Genomic DNA, 16,600 nt, shown 5'->3' with positions numbered 1-16,600 from the left:
ACCGCACGCCAATTTGAGGTCTTTGCGTTGGCCCTTATCTGCCGCTTAGCAGGTCCGCCGATATGTCCACGCCACCATCCTGCATCTGACTTCTCTCCTTGTCAAGTTTTATTTAGACAACTCGCCCAGTGGGTATCAACGCGGCAAGTTGCTCAGTGTCGCCTAGCAATATTCGGTATGAGAGGTTGGGTAGATGCTTGACATTCGACAACTCATATAAGCTCAAGCTGAGAGACCTTGCTTTGATCTGTTTGTAAACTTCTTCTCTGGGCCAATAAAGCCATGCAACATACGAAGAGAAAGATCTTCCGCCTATTTGAGCGGCACGTCTGCGTTCCATCTGCCATTCCTCAAATGCGACTTCCTCACTGACCTTCGGTTCTAAGTTGACTGCGACATCCACATCACCCAAGCGTTCAACATCAGACAACATACTTCCGAACAAAATGGCGGTATCGACTCGGTAAAGATATTCGGAGGTGGCATTCACCCGTTCCATTCGCTGCATGAACTCTGCCAGAACGCGTTCCGCGGTTTTTCGATGAATTGGTTTTGAAGCGGGAGCATTAGCAAAATTCTGTCCATGGCAGGTCAGTTCAAAATACAAATCTCCATCATGTCTGCCGTACTCCTTGATAAACCCTATAACCACGAGTGCTTTTAGAAGGTCGCGGGCAGCCTTTGGCTTCAATGCGAATTCGGTCAGAGCTACCTCGTTGAAAATTGTTCCTGACTGTCTTGTGCGTAAAAAATCGCGCACTCTCTTTGCTGGATATCCGGCAATGCTTTGGTCCGCAGCAATATGCATCGACTATGCCTCCTTTGGCGTTTGCGGGGAGATGAAGGCAGCTCAACCTTCCCCAAAACGCGGTATCAGAGTGTGGCAATTCGCAAACTCGGTCAAATGCACCGCTTTTATGAGAGATCAGGCAATTCGTTGCAGCCGCTGAGGCCGGCGTAGAGCGAATCAAAGCAGGGAATCCTGAGCGAACCGGCTGTGACGCCCTTATAGCGTTGAAGTTGCGCGATCTACTACGTGCCCACCAGCTAGGGTCAAATCAACTGTTTAAGGAACTCTGGTTGACTACGGGAGACCCTGCATACGTCTATGAACACGCTGCGCGATTCGCTCGGGAATCCTCATGGAGGTATAGCCTCTCCGCTTTCTGGTCGGCTGGTGGCTGATCTTGATCACACCAGGTTCTTTGATAAACAGCCGTCTTATTGTGCTTTCGCTGAACAGCCAGAGTTTCGACAACTGAGCAACTGTGTAGTGTCTTTCGATGGCCTGCATCCCGACCGGCCTCTGTGACACTTCACCGGCGTCGACGGCAAAACCTTGTTGCAGTTCCATAAACCAGTGCTCCCTGATGAGAGTCGCGAGCAATCAACATCTAGAACGAAGCAACAACTCGGTCAAATCAGTTACCTCCGAAGCTGGACATTTACTCGAGGAGCGGGAAGGGGCGTCGCGTGACTATGAACAGCGGTTCTTGCTGGAGAAACGCATCATCGACCTCTTGTTCCTCTCTCCTCGGGAATCGCGGTGTTCGAAGTTCGGAAGATAAATGACATTGTGGCACATGAATTTGCGATGACAGTTTATTGCACCGACAACCCATAGAGTCCTGGACACATTTGCTTCATAGTTCAGGTGGGATAGTCTGTACTTCCTCTATCGTTCGCTTGCCTCCGGCCCGGACGACGATCTTGCACTGGAAACGGCAATCAGCAGCTATAGTGATTACGTCATCACCTTCAACAAGCACGAACCTGCGGAAAGCAAGCGCTTTGAAATTCGCTATGTCGATTTGAAAGAGTTCCTTATGATGGTGGGGAAGCTGTCATGAAGAACATCCAACTTCCAGATGATATCTACCAGCAGGTAGCCGCCCTCGCCGACGCGGACAACGTCTCAGTGGATCGCATGGCCGCATCCCTTGTTCTGGACGGCGTTCACTACTGGTTGCGTCTCAAAGCCCGGGCTGCGCGCGGTTCTGCTGCCGATTTCAAAGATATCCTCTCGGCCGTTCCCCCATCAGAGCCAGATGCACGAGATCGGCTTAACGAAGGATAACCGGCGATGTCGAGACGCACATTTTCTTCGCGCGACTTTGCCGCGCCGGATCGCGTTCCGGCTTGGCTCTTTTGAGGGCGCATTCACTCATCCTCGATCGGCGTAAGAGAAACAAAATAACGAACGCTCGCGAGGGCATGATCCCTTTGACGATAGCGATCTGAGCCAATTCACGACCGATTCAGCTCCGTCTGTAATTCGTGTGTGAACGATTCGATCGGTCCTGAAGTTGATACGCGCATAGCGGTGTCTACCCCTCCGGGTGATGAGTCACCGACACTCCAAGCGGCGCGCACACTTGCCTGGAGTTGAAGCTGCCTGGCTTTTACGAAGGGTGCGTAGTGTTTTTCTGTGATCTTCACCGAAGAGTGACCGAGCAAGATTGAGACCTGATCTAGGGGAACACCGGCCAGCAGCATCTCAACCGCAAAGGTATCGCGAAACATATGAGGATGGCAGCGCTTCTTTTCGCCATCTAATTTCCTGATGTTCGCAATCTCAAAGAGACGGCGGTAGCTTCGTTGCCAGTCCGCAACAGCGCTCTTGGGGAGCCCGTTCCCGCTCCAGAAGAAGTAGCGCGGATTAGGCTTGGGGCCCTCCGGGATGGCTCGAAGCGCCTCGGCTACATCAGGCGGAAGCGGAACATAGACAGGCTGACCGGTCTTCGCCTGGTAGAGAAGTAGATTGTCGCCATGCAATCGATGTCGTTCGAGAATGACCGCATCGCGGATGCGGAGGCCACTCCATCGCATGAGCAGGGTCAGGGTGCGGAGACGAACCCGTGTGTTTTCGATCGGTATGAACCCACCGCGAGCATCGCCATAGACATAAGTCGCAGCGATGATCTTCGCGAATTCGTCGCGCGGAAAGTAGTCGGTGGGAATCTGATGGGTTCGAATCTTGCTGAGGCCAAGAGCGGGATTCTGTTGAATGAAGTTGCGACGGAAGCAGGCCCAGAAGAACCCGATCACGCGCTCCTGTTTCTTCACCCGGACGAGAGCTCCTTCTGTCCAGGTGCTCCGGAACGAAAGCAGTGCGTCGAGATCCAACTGGTCGAGATAGAGCAACCCCTCCGTCTTGCACCAGAGAAGCAGCTGCTTGCGGAAGATGTTCTCGAGCTTATTAATGGTGTCCGGCGCAAGACCGCGGCTGCGAGCGTCTGTCATGTACGCGTCGACAGCCTTGTCGATCAAGACTCTGGGCTTGCCGTTTGCAATGGACGGGGGGATCACTTCAGGAATCGACGCCCGTACCGGCGCAGTCACTAGGACCAGGGACGAAGGAATCGCAGGCGCGAGGGAAACAGGTGGCGTCGATTGAGATTCCGGTTCTGCTGGTGGCAGCTCGGGGGTAAGAGGCCGGGATGCAGTTTCCTCGTGTGGCTGCAGAGATGCTTCGGGAGTAGACGGAGGACCAAAGGGAGGCAATCCCTTTTCGAGTGCTGCTTGCAGTCTTTCGCAGAAGCGCTCGGCCTCCTCCCATACCCGCGAGGATGCGCTCTGGCGGAAGTACTCTCCATTGATCTGGCCACCCACCCACTTAGGGCAGCTGCAGCGCCGGCAGAGCCGGTCTCGTTTCAACTTGCAGCCGGAGGAGTGGCGCGTGAAGACAGACAGGGCCATTCGAGACTCTCATTTCAGCCGGAGTGTTGCTCGAATAGCGAATTGGGTCAAAAGCTATGGGGAGGCAGTTGGTAGAGGGTACAAATTGCGTACAAACTACGTACAAATCACGTACAAATTTGCTCCCCGAAGAACAGCTCATCTGCACCCAAAGCTGTTAGGTTATTCATTATGAACAACTTAGTACTGGTGGAGGCGGCGGGAGTCGAACCCGCGTCCGAAATCGTAGTCAGCAAAGAGAGGCTCCATGCTCAGTCCTGTTCCGAAGGTTTCGCTTTGCGCGCTCAGAACGGACAAGATGCGCGCATTGCTAGTCCGTGGATCTCGCCTCTATCGCCCGTACCCAACGATAGAAGCCAGCCTGCTGTGCGACGTCCTCTCGAAGCCCGCAGGCAAAGCCGCGGAGGACGGCAACTTAATTAATTAAGCTGCGAGTGCGAATTGTGGTTCGGCACTTGTGTTTTTGTGAGCGATTACGGGTGCACACACCCCGGCATGCCTCTTTACCGCTGACGATCCCGTCGAAACCGTGACGCCCCCACGTGAGTGGGAAGTCCCCAATACCCGGGGTCTCTACCAGCTTTCTCTATTCTACGTTGTTTCGTCCTCCTGCGTATCCGCAGCCGGGGCTGTGGCCTTCTGTCCTCCAAGCAGAGATATGTCGTATTGGAATTACCTCGGTGATGTGTTGCCGGCGGCGATGCGGGGCTATCCTTGCGCCGTGCTGACCATCCTTCGAGCTTCGCTTCTATTCGCATTGCTGCTGGCTCTGTTCCTGCCTGCGCGTTCTGCTGTAGCTGCTGCGAAGGTGCATGTTGTTGCGCTTGGCGGGGCGAAAAAAGTGCCGTACTCGCTTGAGGGTGATCCGGCCGGGGCTACCGGAGACGAGAAGAATCTGACGATCCGTCCGCTCGTCGTCGATGGAAAGCTCAAGGAGTGGACCACCGGCCCGGCCCATGACATCACCGATCGCAGCTTTGTCGTTCGCCGCGCGCTCCAGCTCAATGACGCTCTTCCGGATGACAAAGGTGGCGGAAAGAGCAGTCATTGGGTCTGGCAGAAAGGACCATGGCTGTTGATCGATCGTGTCTCGGGCAGGATCACCGCTCTTCATCTCGCTGACTATGATCCCGCTGTTTCAGAGGTGGTCTGGTTTCGCGATTATGCTGCGTATTGTGGCCTGAACACGGGCGGCCATCAGCTTTATGCGGTCGTCTCTCAGATCGCCGCGCGCCGACCCTTGCTGGCGAAGAAGCTCGGCCCCTGGGATCCGGAGCACCATGCTACTCCTGCCTGCGCGCCGGCCGCCTGGCAGCGTGAGCCGCTGCGTGTGGCCTTCACCCCCAATGGAGGCCAGCCATCCAGCTTCGATCTGGTGGGTCTCTCGGCGGTTTTGGTCGAAGATGGCGATGCCGCCGAGGCTGAGGGCCCAGGGCGCTAGCCGGCATTTTTGAGAAATCCCTTGACTATAGCCTAGAGTCGAGGGATTCTTATGTCACACACTGTGCATCACACAGTGTGTGGCGAACATGGAAACCGAAATTTTTGAAAATCTCCGCCTCGAGCTCCGCCGCGGCAGCCTCACGCTGGCCGTCCTCGCCCAGCTGCGCCAGGAGCATTATGGGTACGCGCTGCGCAAGTCGCTTGCGGACCAGGGCCTTGCAATTGACGAGAACACGCTGTATCCGCTGCTGCGACGGCTCGAGACACAGGGACTGCTTGAGAGCCACTGGCGTGAGGAGGAGAAGCGCAACAAGCGCTTTTACCAGCTGTCCCGCCAGGGAGAGCTGCTCTTCTCCCAACTGCTCCAGGAGCACGAGACGCTCCGGTCTGCGCTCGACCGGATCATTCGCAGATCAGAAGAGAGTCCGGCGGCGGGAGAGAGCAGGGAAACCATGGCGCACATGGAGGAAGCATGAAGATATCCCACGAGAGTTTGGTGCATCGCTACCTGCAGGCTGTCGGTTTCTGGCTGCCGCGCTCTGAGAAGGACGATATTCTCGCCGAGCTGCGGGCTGACCTGGAGGCGCAGATCGAGGATCGTGAGTCGGAGCTGCGGCGACCGCTCGATGATGCGGAGATGGCGGCTCTGCTCAAGCAGCGCGGCCGTCCTGTCTTCGTGGCCGGTGGCTTCGGCCCGCAGCAAAGCCTGATCGGGCCGCTGCTGTATCCGATCTATCGCTTTGTCCTCAGAATTGTTGCGATCTTTTACCTGTTGCCCTGGGCGCTCATTGCAATCGGGATATTTGTCTACGAGCGCATGCACGGCGGTACTCCTATTGCCTCCCATGCCTGGAGCGCAATGGGCAGCCTGTGGACAATAGCCCTGACGCAGTTCGCGGTGATCACCCTGGTCTTTGCGCTGGTCGACCGCTATGCGATGACCGCGGTGATGCAGAGGGACTGGGAGCCACGCCGGCTGCCGGCGGTGCGTCAGCCGTCAGTCGGCAAGCGCCGTCGCCAGGCCGTCGCTGGCTTTATCTTCGGAATTCTCGGTCTGTTCTGGCTTCTGGCGCTGCCCGGCTATCCGTTCCTGCTGATCGGACCGGCGGCTGCGGTTCTCCATGCGGCTCCGATATGGGCTGAGGTCTATCCTCTTCTGCTGGTATCGGTTGGGCTGGGCATCGCGGAGAACGCCCTCACCCTTGCGTGGCCGCAAATTGCCTGGTTGCGGCCAACCGCGGGTGTGGTTACCAGTGCCTTCGGCCTGTGGATCATCACCCGTCTGCTCCATGCGCCGGTTTACCTGCTGGCCGGCGATCCCCACGCTGCCGACTATGCTGCCCTGGGAAACATGGTGGCTCACCTTGCCGTTGTGTTTACGGGGATCGGGCTGCTGATCTCTCTGCTGGCCTATGCGTGGCAGGCGGTGCGCGCTCTGGCAGGGGAGTCTCGTCATCCCGGCTCGCCTGCGCCGCTGCCTGCCCGCCGAATTTGATTCGGTTCCATCAACGGCCGGGATACAATCCGGCCAAAACCTGAGTGCGCCTTGTGGGGCGCAGAACCCGGAGAGAGTATGGCCGACGCAGCTTTCGTTCCCCAACCCGATATTCCAAAACTCAGTGAAGTGGAGCGCGTGGTGGATACCTTCACCGCGCCTTCGAAGACCTTCACGGACATCCTGCGCAGTTCGGCATTTCTTGGACCGGTGATCATCATGCTTCTGGTCGCGGTGGGCTTCTCCTTTGCGGTACAGCAGAAGGTCGGCTGGGACAAGGTCTACGAAAATACCATTCATCAGAGTCCGAAGGCCGAGGAGCGTCTTGCGCAGCTCACGCCGGATCAGGCGGCTACACAGAAAGCTGTCGGGGCGAAGATCACCGGTGTCATTTCCTATGTGTATGTGATTCCGGTTCTCATCATCACGGCCGTTACCTCGCTGCTGGTCTGGATTACTGCCAACTTCATCCTGGGTGGCACAGCCAAGTACGGCCAGATCTATGCGGTCAATATGTATGCGTCGCTGGTGATGAATATCAAGTTCATCCTGGCGATGGTTGCGCTCTTTGCGGGACTCGCGCCGGATTCCTTTCAGCTTCAGAATCCGGTCGGCACGAATATCGGTTTCTACCTCAGCCAGGAGGCGCCGAAGGCTCTCACGGCGCTTGGCACGCATATCGATCTCTTCGAGATCTGGTCTCTGGTGCTGGCCACCATCGGCGTTTCTATCGTTGCGAAGATTTCGAGGGGCAAGGCTGCTGTGGCTGTGGTGGGATGGTGGGCAATTTTTGTTCTGGTCGGTGTAGGCATGGCCGCTGTGCGCAGCTAGGACTGGCCGTCCAGGCCACGTCGATTCTCTATCGAGATGTGGGGCACCCTCATCCTCGCCTGCGTGAATCGCCTTCGACGGAGATTCTTCCAGATCGGCCAAGAACAACGGGGTGCTCGCGAAGAGCACCCCGTTGTTCTTGGCCTTTTTCTCTTTCGCTAGAAGCTAAGAGCTAGAGGCTAGTAGCTACTGCAGTAACGTCCCGTTTTCCAGCTCTTCCTTCGCCTCTTCCGGCGGGATGACGACGGCTGCTGCGACCTTGTCTTCTTCCTCGAGGTTCAGCAGCTTGACACCCTGCGTCGAGCGGCCTGCTGCGCGTACGGTCTTGGTGTCGATGCGGATGATCTTGCCGTACTGGCTGATGATCATCAACTCCGAGGTGTCGTCGACGAGATGGATGCCCGTCACCTTGCCGTTGCGCGAGGTCGTCTTCAGGTTGATGACGCCCTTGCCGCCGCGGGTCTGGAGGCGGTACTCGTCCACGTCCGTCCGCTTGCCGAAGCCCTGTTCGGTCACGGTCAGGATGAGGCAGGCGCACGCGACGCCGGCTTCGTCCTTGACGCGTTCCTTCGGAGTCGCAGCGATGCCAACGAGGTAATCCTTCTTGCCGAGGTCGATACCGCGCACGCCGCGGGCCGGACGGCCCATGGAGCGGACATCGTTCTCGTCGAAGCGGATTGCCATGCCGTCATGCGTGGCGAGGAAGACAACCTGGTTGCCGTCGGTGATGCGTGCGCCGATCAGCTCGTCCTCGCCCTCGATGCCGATGGCGATGATGCCGCGCGCCATGACGTTCGAGAAGTCCTTGAGCGGGGTCTTCTTCACCGTGCCCTCGCGCGTCGCGAAGAAGATGAACTTGCCCTCTTCTTCGAGGTTGCGCACCGGCAGGATGGTGCGCACGGTCTCACCCGGCTGCAGGTTGAGCAGGCTGGCAATGGACTTGCCCTTGCCGGCTGCGCCTACATCGGGAATCTCGTACACCTTGAGCCAGTAGACACGGCCCGTGTTGGTGAAGCAGAGCAGGTAGGCGTGCGTCGAGTCGATGATGAGCTGCGAGACGAAATCTTCCTCGCGGGTCTTCATGCCCAGGCGGCCCTGTCCGCCACGGCGCTGCTGGCGATAGGTCGAGATGGGCGTGCGCTTCAGGTAGCCGGAGTGCGAGACGGTGACTGCGACCTGCTCGTCGGCGATGAGGTCTTCGAGCTGGAGCTCGGCCGTCTCGTCGAGGATCTGGGTGCGGCGCTCGTCGCCGTATTCCTTCTTCACCTGCTCGAGTTCCTTCACGATGACCGAGCGCAGCTTCTTCTCGGACGCGAGGATGGACTCATACTCAGCGATGCGGTCGCGAACCTCGGCCAGTTCTTTGAGCAGCTCGTCGATCGAGAGCTGGGTCAGGCGATAGAGCTGCAGTTCGAGAATCGCGTCGATCTGGCGATAGCTCAGCGTGAGCGTCGGGTTGATCAGCGTGGCCGGATCGATGGCATACTTCGCCGGATCGAGCGTAACGCCGGCCAGTGCCTGGTCGCGCACGGTGATGGTGCGTCCGGAGAAGAACTGGAAGAGATTCTCGCGGGCGTCGGCGCGGGACGACGATCCACGGATGATCTTGATGACGTTGTCGAGGTGATCGAGCGCGATCTGGTAGCCGAGCAGAATGTGCTCGCGCTCGCGCGCCTTGCGCAGCTGGTAGGCCGTGCGGCGGCGCACCACGTCGATGCGGTGATCGATGAAGTGACGGATCGCATCGGGCAGCGCGAGTTCCTTCGGCTGGCCGTTGACCACGGCCAGGAAGATCATCGAGAAGCCTTCCTGCATCTGCGTGTGCTTGTAGAGCTGATTGAGCACGATCTGCGCTTCGGCACCGCGCTTCAGCTCGATGACGATGCGCATGCCGTCGCGGTCGCTCTCGTCGCGTACGTCACTGATGTCGTCGATCGTCTTTTCGTTCACCAGCGAAGCAATGCGCTCGATGAGCCTCGCCTTGTTCACCTGGTAGGGGATCTCGCTGACGATGATCGCCTGGCGATTGTTGTTGATGTTCTCGATGGCTGCCTTGGCGCGCATCAGGAAGCGGCCGCGGCCGGTCTTGTAGGCGTTGACGATGCCGCCGCGTCCATAGATGAAGCCGCCGGTCGGGAAGTCCGGACCCTGCACGTGCTTGAGCACGTCGAGCAACCCGGCGTGCGGGTTGTTCACCATCTCGATGGCCGCGTTCACGACCTCGGTGAGGTTGTGGGGCGGAATGTTGGTCGCCATGCCCACGGCAATGCCGCTTGACCCGTTGACGATCAGGTTCGGGATGCGCGCAGGAAGCACGGTCGGCTCGAGCGTCGACTCGTCGTAGTTCGGCGTGAAGTCGACGGTCTCCATCTCGATGTCGGCGACCATTTCGCCCGCAATCCTGAGCAGGCGGCACTCGGTGTAACGCATGGCGGCCGGCGGGTCGCCGTCGATCGAGCCGAAGTTTCCCTGGCCGTCGATGAGCGGATAGCGCAGGCTGAAGGGCTGAGCCAGGCGAACGAGGGTGTCGTAGATGGCCGAGTCGCCGTGCGGATGGTACACACCCATGGTCTGCCCGACGACCTTGGCGCACTTGGTGTACTTCTTGTTATGTTGCAGGCCCATCTCGTGCATCGTGTAGAGCACGCGGCGGTGTACCGGCTTCAGTCCGTCGCGCACGTCGGGCAGCGCGCGGCCGATGATGACCGACATCGAATAGTCGAGATACGAGCGCCGCATCTCCTCTTCAATGTTGATGGGAACAAGATTCGCTGCGCCGGTGGGGCCGCCTGTGCCGTCGCCATTGCCAAGAGGAAGCTGGGGGTTCTGATCGTCTGCCATAGATGAAAGAGGTCACACTGCGGGACTTGCGGATGGCTCGCGAGCAGCGGCGAGCAGGGGAAGCGGGAACACCCGGAGGAAACTGACCTAAATCTATGATACTGCTTTACTTAGTTCGCAGCAATGCGGGTTTGGCCAATGGATTCAGCGGTTTGGCGGTGGGGTTCCGAGACCGTTACTGATGGCGGCCATAAAGGCGGAAGGAATTCCTGCTTATTTAAGAGTTGTGTCTAAAATCCCAGCTTATTTAAGATCCCCAGATTTTTTTAAATTAAGCCGGTTACCAGCCCGACGGGTGCCCCAGCCAAGCCCCGCCTGGGTGGGAAGACAAGCCGCCGGATCGCGACTAACGAGATCGGGGCCGAAGCCAAAAGGTCCGGACGGCCAGTCCCGTTTACACTGGCCAAGAACGCCTGATGCCTCATTCCAGCCATCGACTGCGCAAGTTCCGATTCAATCGTCCGCAACAGATTGCAGCTGTGCTGCTGGCGCTGCTGCTGGGCCAGTGTCTGTGGGTGGCTAACCGGTGCACGCTTTCCGAGCAGGACTACCGTTTCGCCCGCTGCGGCCGCGAGATGTGGGAGAAACCCTCGCCGCTGGCCGGCTACTTTACCACCTGCGGCAACATTCATGACGGCACCCTCGCTTATCGCGCCGCCGGGCTGCCGCTTACCATCCAGCGCATCTTTGCCGGTCAGGCGGCTACCACTTCTACCTGGGAGATGCGCCACGAGGTCGAGTGGATTGGCCTGCTGCTGCGCCTGCCCTTTATTGCCGCGGCGCTTGCCCTGGGCGGATGCCTCTGGTGGGTTACCCGGAGGCTTTTCGGCAATGTGGGTGGTTACATCGCGCTTTCGCTCTACTGCTTCTCGCCTCCGGTGATTGCCTCCGCCGTGGCGCCTAACAATGAGCTCTGGGCCGCTTACGGCCTTTTTGCCGCCGTCTACACGGCCATCGGCGTTTCGCATGCCATGCAGGGCCCGCGAAAGAAATGGCGCCCGCGCATCGTGCTGCTCACCGTGATCTTCGGCATCACAGCCGCTGCGCATCTCTCGGCTTTTTTGATCGCGTTGCTGCTCTCCATTGTCTTCATGGCTTATCTCGCAGAGGGCAAACGCGCCTATCTGCCCACGCTGCTGATCGTCTGGGTGCTTGGCGCGCTGGCGATCCTCTTCGCCTTCTATGGCTTCCGGCCTGAGGCATTCAGCTACGTCTTCCGCAGCAATGTGGCTGCCCTCCGTCCATCGCTCGACTCTGTCCGCGTGCTTTTCCGCCCGATGACCGATGCCGGGATCACTCTGGCCGCTGCCGCTGCGCTCGGCCTGTGGGCAGCCATGCGCCGCTCCCGCTACTTCGGCAATTCCACGCCTCTGGCTGTAGCGGTGCTGCTGCTCTGTATCACGACGACCGGCGTGCCCACGCTCACCTCACTCTGGGCGCTGCCCTTTGTGCTGACCTTTGTCGGCGGTGTCTTTGCTGACGTGCTCGAGCTGGAACGGCCACGCCGCGCGGCCGTTGCATGGCGCTGGATCACGGTCGCCCTCATTCTCTGCCAGGCGGCGCTGTGCATTGCCGGTCTGCCGCTCCTCGTGCCTTAGGTCGATACACCCTGGCGCGCGCTTTACATCCCGCGGCCCAAGCAGCGATCCTTAAGAGTCGTTGAAGGAAGCGTTGCAGAAGGTGAATGGCACGACGAAGGACATGACAGAGATCAGCGTCTCCAAAGAGGATTACCTCAAGGCCGTACTCGAAGCGGAGAGCGAGGGCGAGACCGTGATTTCCGCCACCCTTGCGCATTGGCTGAGCGTCTCGCCGGCCGCTGTTTCGATGGCACTGCGCCGTCTCAAGCGGGACGGCTTTGTGGAGGTGCGGAAGGACGGTGTGATCCGCCTGACTCCGAGCGGCCGGGAAGCCGCGCACCGCACCCTGCTGCGCCATCACCTGATCGAGCGCATGCTTGCCGAAATCTTCGGTATGCCCTGGTATGAGGTCCACGATGAGGCCGAGCGTCTCGAGCACGCTGTCTCGTCTGCTTTTGAAGCTCGCCTGCTGGAAAAGCTCGGCGACACGGGCACCTGCCCGCATGGCAACGCCGTGTTGCCCGAAAGCCCCGCTCGCCGCTCGCGCCGCGGTCTCACCACGCTCGCCGAAAGCTCCGAGGGGGGCACTTATACGGTGGCCAGCCTCTACGAACGCGATCCGCGTCTGCTGCGCTTCCTGCATGAAACCGGCATCGCCCCCGGTGGTCCGGTGCGCGTGCTGCGCAAAAATTACGATCAGACCCTCGCCATCGAGACACCGGCCGGCAGTTTCACCCTTGGAGCCCCCGCCGCAGAAAAGATCTGGGTCAGGCCCGGGACCTCCCGCTGACTGGCTGGCTTTCCGGCTACAAAACTGCCCTGACTCGCGTTCTTCCACCTTTCGATGGATTCTGTTCTCCGCCACTCGATGTGTACCATTCCCACGAGACGGTGATGGGCTCTTTTACAGCTGCAATCCAACGTACGATTCTGCCGCTGTGCCTGCTTCTGGCAGCCACCCTGCTCCCATGGCGAGCCCTCGCTCTCGATCCTCATCTGCCGCCGCGCCATTATGGCTATCAGTCCTGGCAGACGGACAGCGGCCTGCCGCAGAACACTGTTCACGCTATCGCGCAGGATCGCGACGGCTACCTCTGGATCGCAACCGAAGCCGGTCTCGTCCGCTTCGACGCTACCCAGTTCCGCGTCTACACGAAGCAGGACACGCCGGCTCTCGGCAGCGATCTCATTGACAGCCTGTATCTGGACCGCAATGGCTGGCTCTGGATCGGCACCTCAGAGGGCGTCGCGCGCTATCGCGATGGCCGCTTTGAAAGCTCCGCTCAGATCGCTTCCGAAGTGGTCGCTCCGGTGCCGGCTCGTTCCGCCATCTGGCGTGTGGAGGGAGATGCTTTCGGACGCATCTGGCTGCTCACCTCGGCAGGGCTTGAAGTCTATGACGGCCATGGTTTTGCGGATGGTCACGGCTTTGCCCAGGCCGATGGCGTCCCTCCGCTGGATGAGGACGCTACGCTGGCCGCAGGGCCGGATGGCGCTGCCTGGCTGGCGACCATGCAGGGCCTTGCCTATGCCGCCCCAGGCTCGATTCACTTCCGCTCCGTCGGTCCCGCCAGCGCCATCCATGCACTCGCCGTCGATCGCCACGGGCAGGCCTGGGCTGCTTCCGCCACGGGTGTCGAGATCTGTGCACCCGCTGGCTGCCGCGTCCTTGAAGCCGTGCAGTCACTCGGCAGTGTGCACGCCATCGTTTTGGACGCGCAGGGCCATGCATGGCTTGGGACGGATAACGGCCTTGCCATGTATGACGGGCGCATGCTCACCCGCTGGTCTACTGGCGAGGGTCTGCCCGCGGCGCGTGTCGAGCGGCTCTTCTCCGATCGCGAAGGCGCGCTGTGGGTCGCTACCAGCGCCGGTCTTGCCCGCTGCTATGGCGGCCGCATCGAGGCGCCGCCGACGCGCGAAGGTATTTCCGGCAGCTCCCTGCTTGCCTTCCTTGAAGATCGTGAGGGCACCCTGTGGCTGGGCAGCGAGTCCGCCGGTCTGGCTGTTCTGCGCGACCGCGCTTTCACGACCTGGGACACCTCCAGTGGTCTCTCCAGCGACCGCATCCGCGCCATTGCGGGCGATCAGGCCGGCACCCTGTGGCTTGGCACCGATGGCGGCGGTCTCAACCAGCGGCATGTCGATCCGCAGGGTCGTGCCCGCTTCACTGCGCTTACCACCGCGCAGGGGCTCTCGAGCAACATCATTCTTTCCGTCGCCACCGCGCCTGATGGAGCTCTGTGGTTGGGCACACCGGATGGCCTAAATCGCATCGACCACGGCCATGTCCGCGTTTTTACCTCTGCCGACGGCCTGGCCGACGATTTTGTGCGCTCCATTTACTTCGATCGCGAGGGCACCGGCTGGATTGGTACGCGCCGCGGCCTTTCGCGCTGGAAAGACGGTACGTTTACGACATGGACCAGCCTCGACGGTCTCGGCAGCGACCTGGTCGGATCGATGACGGAAGATCGCGAAGGCGTGCTGTGGATCGCAACCCTCGGCGGTCTTACCCGCTTTGCGCATGGCAACTTCCGTAACTACATCCAGCAGGATGGTCTTTCCAGTCGCGTCATCACCGCGCTCTCTGCCGACGCCCGTGGCGATCTCTGGATCGGCACCGAAGGCGGTGGCCTCGATCTTCTCCATGCGGGCCGTTTCTATGCCGCGCGGAATCGTGTCTTGTCGCTCCCGCACTCCGCTGTGTTTCCTGACGATATTGCCGGAATCCTTGAAGACGCCTCTGGCGGCCTCTGGATCAGCTCCAGCCAGGGTATCTTCCGCGTGCAGCGCGACGCATTGGCCGGGGCACTCGAGAGTGCGAAGCCTGCACCGATTGCAATCGAATCTTATGGCGTGGCCGATGGCCTGCGTGTGCGCGAGGCAAACAGCGGAGGCCATCCCGCTGCGTGGCGCATGCCGGACGGCACGCTCTGGTTTGCAACCCCCAAGGGCGTAGCCACGGTCGATCCCGCGCATCTTGCCCGCAATATCGTTCCTCCGCTGGTTGCGATTGAGCAGGTCAGCATCGACGATGTTCCGCAAAATGCAACCGGAATGGTTACGATTCCTGCCGGCAAGCGCCGCGTCGAGATCGCCTATGCTGCGCTCTCTTTTGTTGCGCCGCAGAAGGTGCGCTTTGCTTATCGCCTCACCGGCTTCGATCGCACCTGGATCGACGCCGGCTCGCGCCGCGTCGCCTATTACACCAACCTTCCGCCTGGACGCTATCACTTCGAGGTGCGTGCCTGGAACAACGACGGCGTTCCCGGCGCTTCTGCTGCCGTGCTTGCGCTGCGCATGCGGCCTTATTTCTACCAGACCTTCTGGTTTTATCTGCTGCTTGTTCTCACTGCCGCGCTTGCAGGTTACGGCATCTATCTTGCTCGTCTGCGCAGGATCGAATCCCGCTTTCAGGTGGTTCTCGCTGAGCGTAATCGCATTGCCCGCGAAATCCATGACACGCTTGCGCAGGGTCTCGTCGGGGTCAACATGCAGTTGCAGGTTGCCGGCCGTCTGTTTACTATCGCGCCCGAAGCCGCTACGCAGCATCTTGCCCAGGCACAGGAGCTTGTCCGCTCCGGTCTCGAAGACGCACGCCGTGCCATCTGGGAGCTGCGCTCGGAGACCGGCAGCGACTTCGCCAGCCGGCTTGTCCGCGCCGTGCAGAAGGTCGCGGAAGCGAGCGGCCTCGAGACGCAGGTCGAGGTTGTCGGTCAGTACCGTCCCCTTGCCGTGCCTATCGAAGATGAGTTGCTGCGCATCGCGCAGGAAGCAGTGACGAATGTGGTGCGGCACGCGCAGGCGGCGAAGGTGGAAGTCACTCTGCGCTATGCTGAGCGGCAGGCAGCGCTCACGATTGAAGACAATGGGCAGGGCTTCGATGGCAATGCGCCCTCGCTCCGGGATGGCCACTACGGCCTCACCGGCATCCGTGAGCGCGCGCAGAAGATCGGCGGCCGCGCCGTTGTGGAAAGTTATCCCGGCCGAGGGACCACGATCCGTGTCGAGCTGCCATTGCGCGGATCTTCAGGCCGGGAAGGCATCCCGGGCAGGGAAGTCGAGAAGGAGAATCATGGTTGAAACAATTCGCATCCTGGTCGTCGATGACCACAAGATCGTGCGTCAGGGGCTGGTCGCATTGCTGAACACGGTAAGTGATTTCAGCGTTATTGCAGAGGCCTCCGATGGTCTTGAGGCCATTGATGCATGGCGCCAGCACAAGCCGGACGTGACGCTGATGGATCTGCGTCTGCCGAATCTCAGTGGCGCGGATGCTATTGTCCGCATTCGCGAGACGACTCCCACTGCGCGCATCATCGTGCTCACCACCTTCGATGGTGACGAGGACATCTACCGCGCTCTTCAGGCTGGAGCGCGTGGCTACCTGCTCAAGGGCATGGACCTCGACGAGCTTACCGAGGCGATTCGAGCCGTGCATGCCGGGCGCTCGCGTATTCCTGCGCAGGTGGCGGAGAAGCTGGCCGAGCGTATGGGAGGACCGGGCCTCACGACTCGCGAACTCGAAGTTCTCCAGCGCATCGTCGCCGGGCGCAGTAATAAGGAGATCGCCTCCGATCTTTTCATCTCCGAGGCGACCGTGAAGACTCACGTCAACAGCATCCTCGGCAAGCTCGGCGTCGCCGACCGCACGCATGCCGCTACCACCGCGCTGCAGCGCGGCATCGTGCACCTCGATTGATTCCGG

13 protein-coding genes and 1 other RNA gene are annotated in these 16,600 nt (G+C 60.0%); 9 read left to right on the top strand and 5 right to left on the bottom strand.

Annotated features, from left to right (window positions below):
• Positions 1-112: 112 nt before the first annotated feature.
• A complete protein-coding gene (locus ESZ00_RS06715) occupies positions 113-808 on the bottom strand; it encodes a hypothetical protein (protein WP_129207351.1) in 696 nt (231 codons plus the stop codon).
• Positions 809-1,084: 276 nt separating this feature from the next.
• Positions 1,085-1,354 carry a hypothetical protein gene (locus ESZ00_RS06710; RefSeq protein ID WP_129207350.1) on the bottom strand — a complete coding sequence of 90 codons (270 nt, stop codon included), beginning with the start codon at positions 1,352-1,354 and terminating at the stop codon, positions 1,085-1,087.
• A gap of 492 nt (positions 1,355-1,846) precedes the next feature.
• On the opposite strand from ESZ00_RS06710, the gene ESZ00_RS06705 reads away from it, so the two are divergent.
• Positions 1,847-2,077 carry a hypothetical protein gene (locus tag ESZ00_RS06705; protein WP_129207349.1) on the top strand — a complete coding sequence of 77 codons (231 nt, stop codon included), beginning with the start codon at positions 1,847-1,849 and terminating at the stop codon, positions 2,075-2,077.
• A 170-nt stretch (positions 2,078-2,247) separates the two neighbouring features.
• On the opposite strand, the gene ESZ00_RS20035 is transcribed toward ESZ00_RS06705, so the two are convergent.
• Together ESZ00_RS20035 and ssrA are read right to left on the bottom strand one after the other, a co-directional pair.
• On the bottom strand, positions 2,248-3,144 hold the full coding sequence (locus ESZ00_RS20035; protein WP_164981373.1) for a tyrosine-type recombinase/integrase: 897 nt from the start codon (positions 3,142-3,144) through the stop codon (positions 2,248-2,250).
• A 742-nt stretch (positions 3,145-3,886) separates the two neighbouring features.
• Positions 3,887-4,239, bottom strand: a transfer-messenger RNA (tmRNA) gene (gene ssrA, locus ESZ00_RS06695).
• Positions 4,240-4,357: 118 nt separating this feature from the next.
• On the opposite strand from ssrA, the gene ESZ00_RS06690 reads away from it, so the two are divergent.
• The 4 genes from ESZ00_RS06690 to ESZ00_RS06675 all read left to right on the top strand — a co-directional run bounded on the left by ESZ00_RS06690 (position 4,358) and on the right by ESZ00_RS06675 (position 7,468).
• Positions 4,358-5,140 carry a hypothetical protein gene (locus ESZ00_RS06690; RefSeq protein WP_229741000.1) on the top strand — a complete coding sequence of 261 codons (783 nt, stop codon included), beginning with the start codon at positions 4,358-4,360 and terminating at the stop codon, positions 5,138-5,140.
• An 88-nt stretch (positions 5,141-5,228) separates the two neighbouring features.
• The gene (locus ESZ00_RS06685; protein ID WP_129207347.1) at positions 5,229-5,618 is read left to right on the top strand and encodes a PadR family transcriptional regulator; all 390 of its coding nucleotides are present in this window, start codon (positions 5,229-5,231) and stop codon (positions 5,616-5,618) included.
• Positions 5,615-6,637, top strand: a complete 1,023-nt coding sequence (locus ESZ00_RS06680) for a hypothetical protein (RefSeq protein ID WP_129207346.1) — start codon at positions 5,615-5,617, stop codon at positions 6,635-6,637. The genes ESZ00_RS06685 and ESZ00_RS06680 overlap by 4 nt, the downstream gene beginning before the upstream one ends.
• A 78-nt stretch (positions 6,638-6,715) precedes the next feature.
• Complete coding sequence (locus ESZ00_RS06675) at positions 6,716-7,468, top strand: YIP1 family protein (RefSeq protein WP_129207345.1); 753 nt, start codon at positions 6,716-6,718, stop codon at positions 7,466-7,468.
• A gap of 186 nt (positions 7,469-7,654) precedes the next feature.
• On the opposite strand, the gene gyrA is transcribed toward ESZ00_RS06675, so the two are convergent.
• Entirely contained in the window at positions 7,655-10,309 is a 2,655-nt protein-coding gene (gene gyrA / locus ESZ00_RS06670; RefSeq protein WP_129207344.1) for a DNA gyrase subunit A, read from the bottom strand.
• Positions 10,310-10,725: 416 nt separating this feature from the next.
• On the opposite strand from gyrA, the gene ESZ00_RS06665 reads away from it, so the two are divergent.
• From ESZ00_RS06665 to ESZ00_RS06650, 4 genes are all read left to right on the top strand, one after another.
• Positions 10,726-11,907, top strand: coding sequence for a hypothetical protein (locus ESZ00_RS06665; RefSeq protein ID WP_129207343.1), 1,182 nt, complete (start codon positions 10,726-10,728; stop codon positions 11,905-11,907).
• A gap of 61 nt (positions 11,908-11,968) precedes the next feature.
• Positions 11,969-12,679: a metal-dependent transcriptional regulator gene (locus ESZ00_RS06660; protein ID WP_229740999.1), complete on the top strand. Its 711-nt coding sequence runs from the start codon at positions 11,969-11,971 to the stop codon at positions 12,677-12,679.
• Positions 12,680-12,783: 104 nt separating this feature from the next.
• Positions 12,784-15,975 (top strand): sensor histidine kinase, encoded by a 3,192-nt coding sequence (locus tag ESZ00_RS06655; RefSeq protein ID WP_129207342.1) that lies wholly within the window; start codon positions 12,784-12,786, stop codon positions 15,973-15,975.
• Positions 15,968-16,594, top strand: a complete 627-nt coding sequence (locus ESZ00_RS06650) for a response regulator (RefSeq protein ID WP_129207341.1) — start codon at positions 15,968-15,970, stop codon at positions 16,592-16,594. Before ESZ00_RS06655 ends, ESZ00_RS06650 begins: the two co-directional genes overlap by 8 nt.
• The last annotated feature ends 6 nt before the right edge of the window (positions 16,595-16,600 follow it).

This window comes from Silvibacterium dinghuense (genome assembly GCF_004123295.1).
In the GTDB taxonomy this organism is placed as follows: domain Bacteria; phylum Acidobacteriota; class Terriglobia; order Terriglobales; family Acidobacteriaceae; genus Silvibacterium; species Silvibacterium dinghuense.
This window is presented reverse-complemented; position numbering and strand designations above follow the sequence as displayed.

Bases quoted from the DNA above. Each gene is read 5' to 3' on its own strand.
- ESZ00_RS06715 (WP_129207351.1), bottom strand. From the start codon at position 808: ATGCATATTGCTGCGGACCAAAGCATTGCCGGATATCCAGCAAAGAGA.
- ESZ00_RS06710 (WP_129207350.1), bottom strand. From the start codon at position 1,354: ATGGAACTGCAACAAGGTTTTGCCGTCGACGCCGGTGAAGTGTCACAG.
- ESZ00_RS06705 (WP_129207349.1), top strand. From the start codon at position 1,847: ATGAAGAACATCCAACTTCCAGATGATATCTACCAGCAGGTAGCCGCC.
- ESZ00_RS06690 (WP_229741000.1), top strand. From the start codon at position 4,358: ATGTCGTATTGGAATTACCTCGGTGATGTGTTGCCGGCGGCGATGCGG.
- ESZ00_RS06685 (WP_129207347.1), top strand. From the start codon at position 5,229: ATGGAAACCGAAATTTTTGAAAATCTCCGCCTCGAGCTCCGCCGCGGC.
- ESZ00_RS06680 (WP_129207346.1), top strand. From the start codon at position 5,615: ATGAAGATATCCCACGAGAGTTTGGTGCATCGCTACCTGCAGGCTGTC.
- ESZ00_RS06675 (WP_129207345.1), top strand. From the start codon at position 6,716: ATGGCCGACGCAGCTTTCGTTCCCCAACCCGATATTCCAAAACTCAGT.
- gyrA (WP_129207344.1), bottom strand. From the start codon at position 10,309: ATGGCAGACGATCAGAACCCCCAGCTTCCTCTTGGCAATGGCGACGGC.
- ESZ00_RS06665 (WP_129207343.1), top strand. From the start codon at position 10,726: ATGCCTCATTCCAGCCATCGACTGCGCAAGTTCCGATTCAATCGTCCG.
- ESZ00_RS06655 (WP_129207342.1), top strand. From the start codon at position 12,784: ATGGGCTCTTTTACAGCTGCAATCCAACGTACGATTCTGCCGCTGTGC.
- ESZ00_RS06650 (WP_129207341.1), top strand. From the start codon at position 15,968: ATGGTTGAAACAATTCGCATCCTGGTCGTCGATGACCACAAGATCGTG.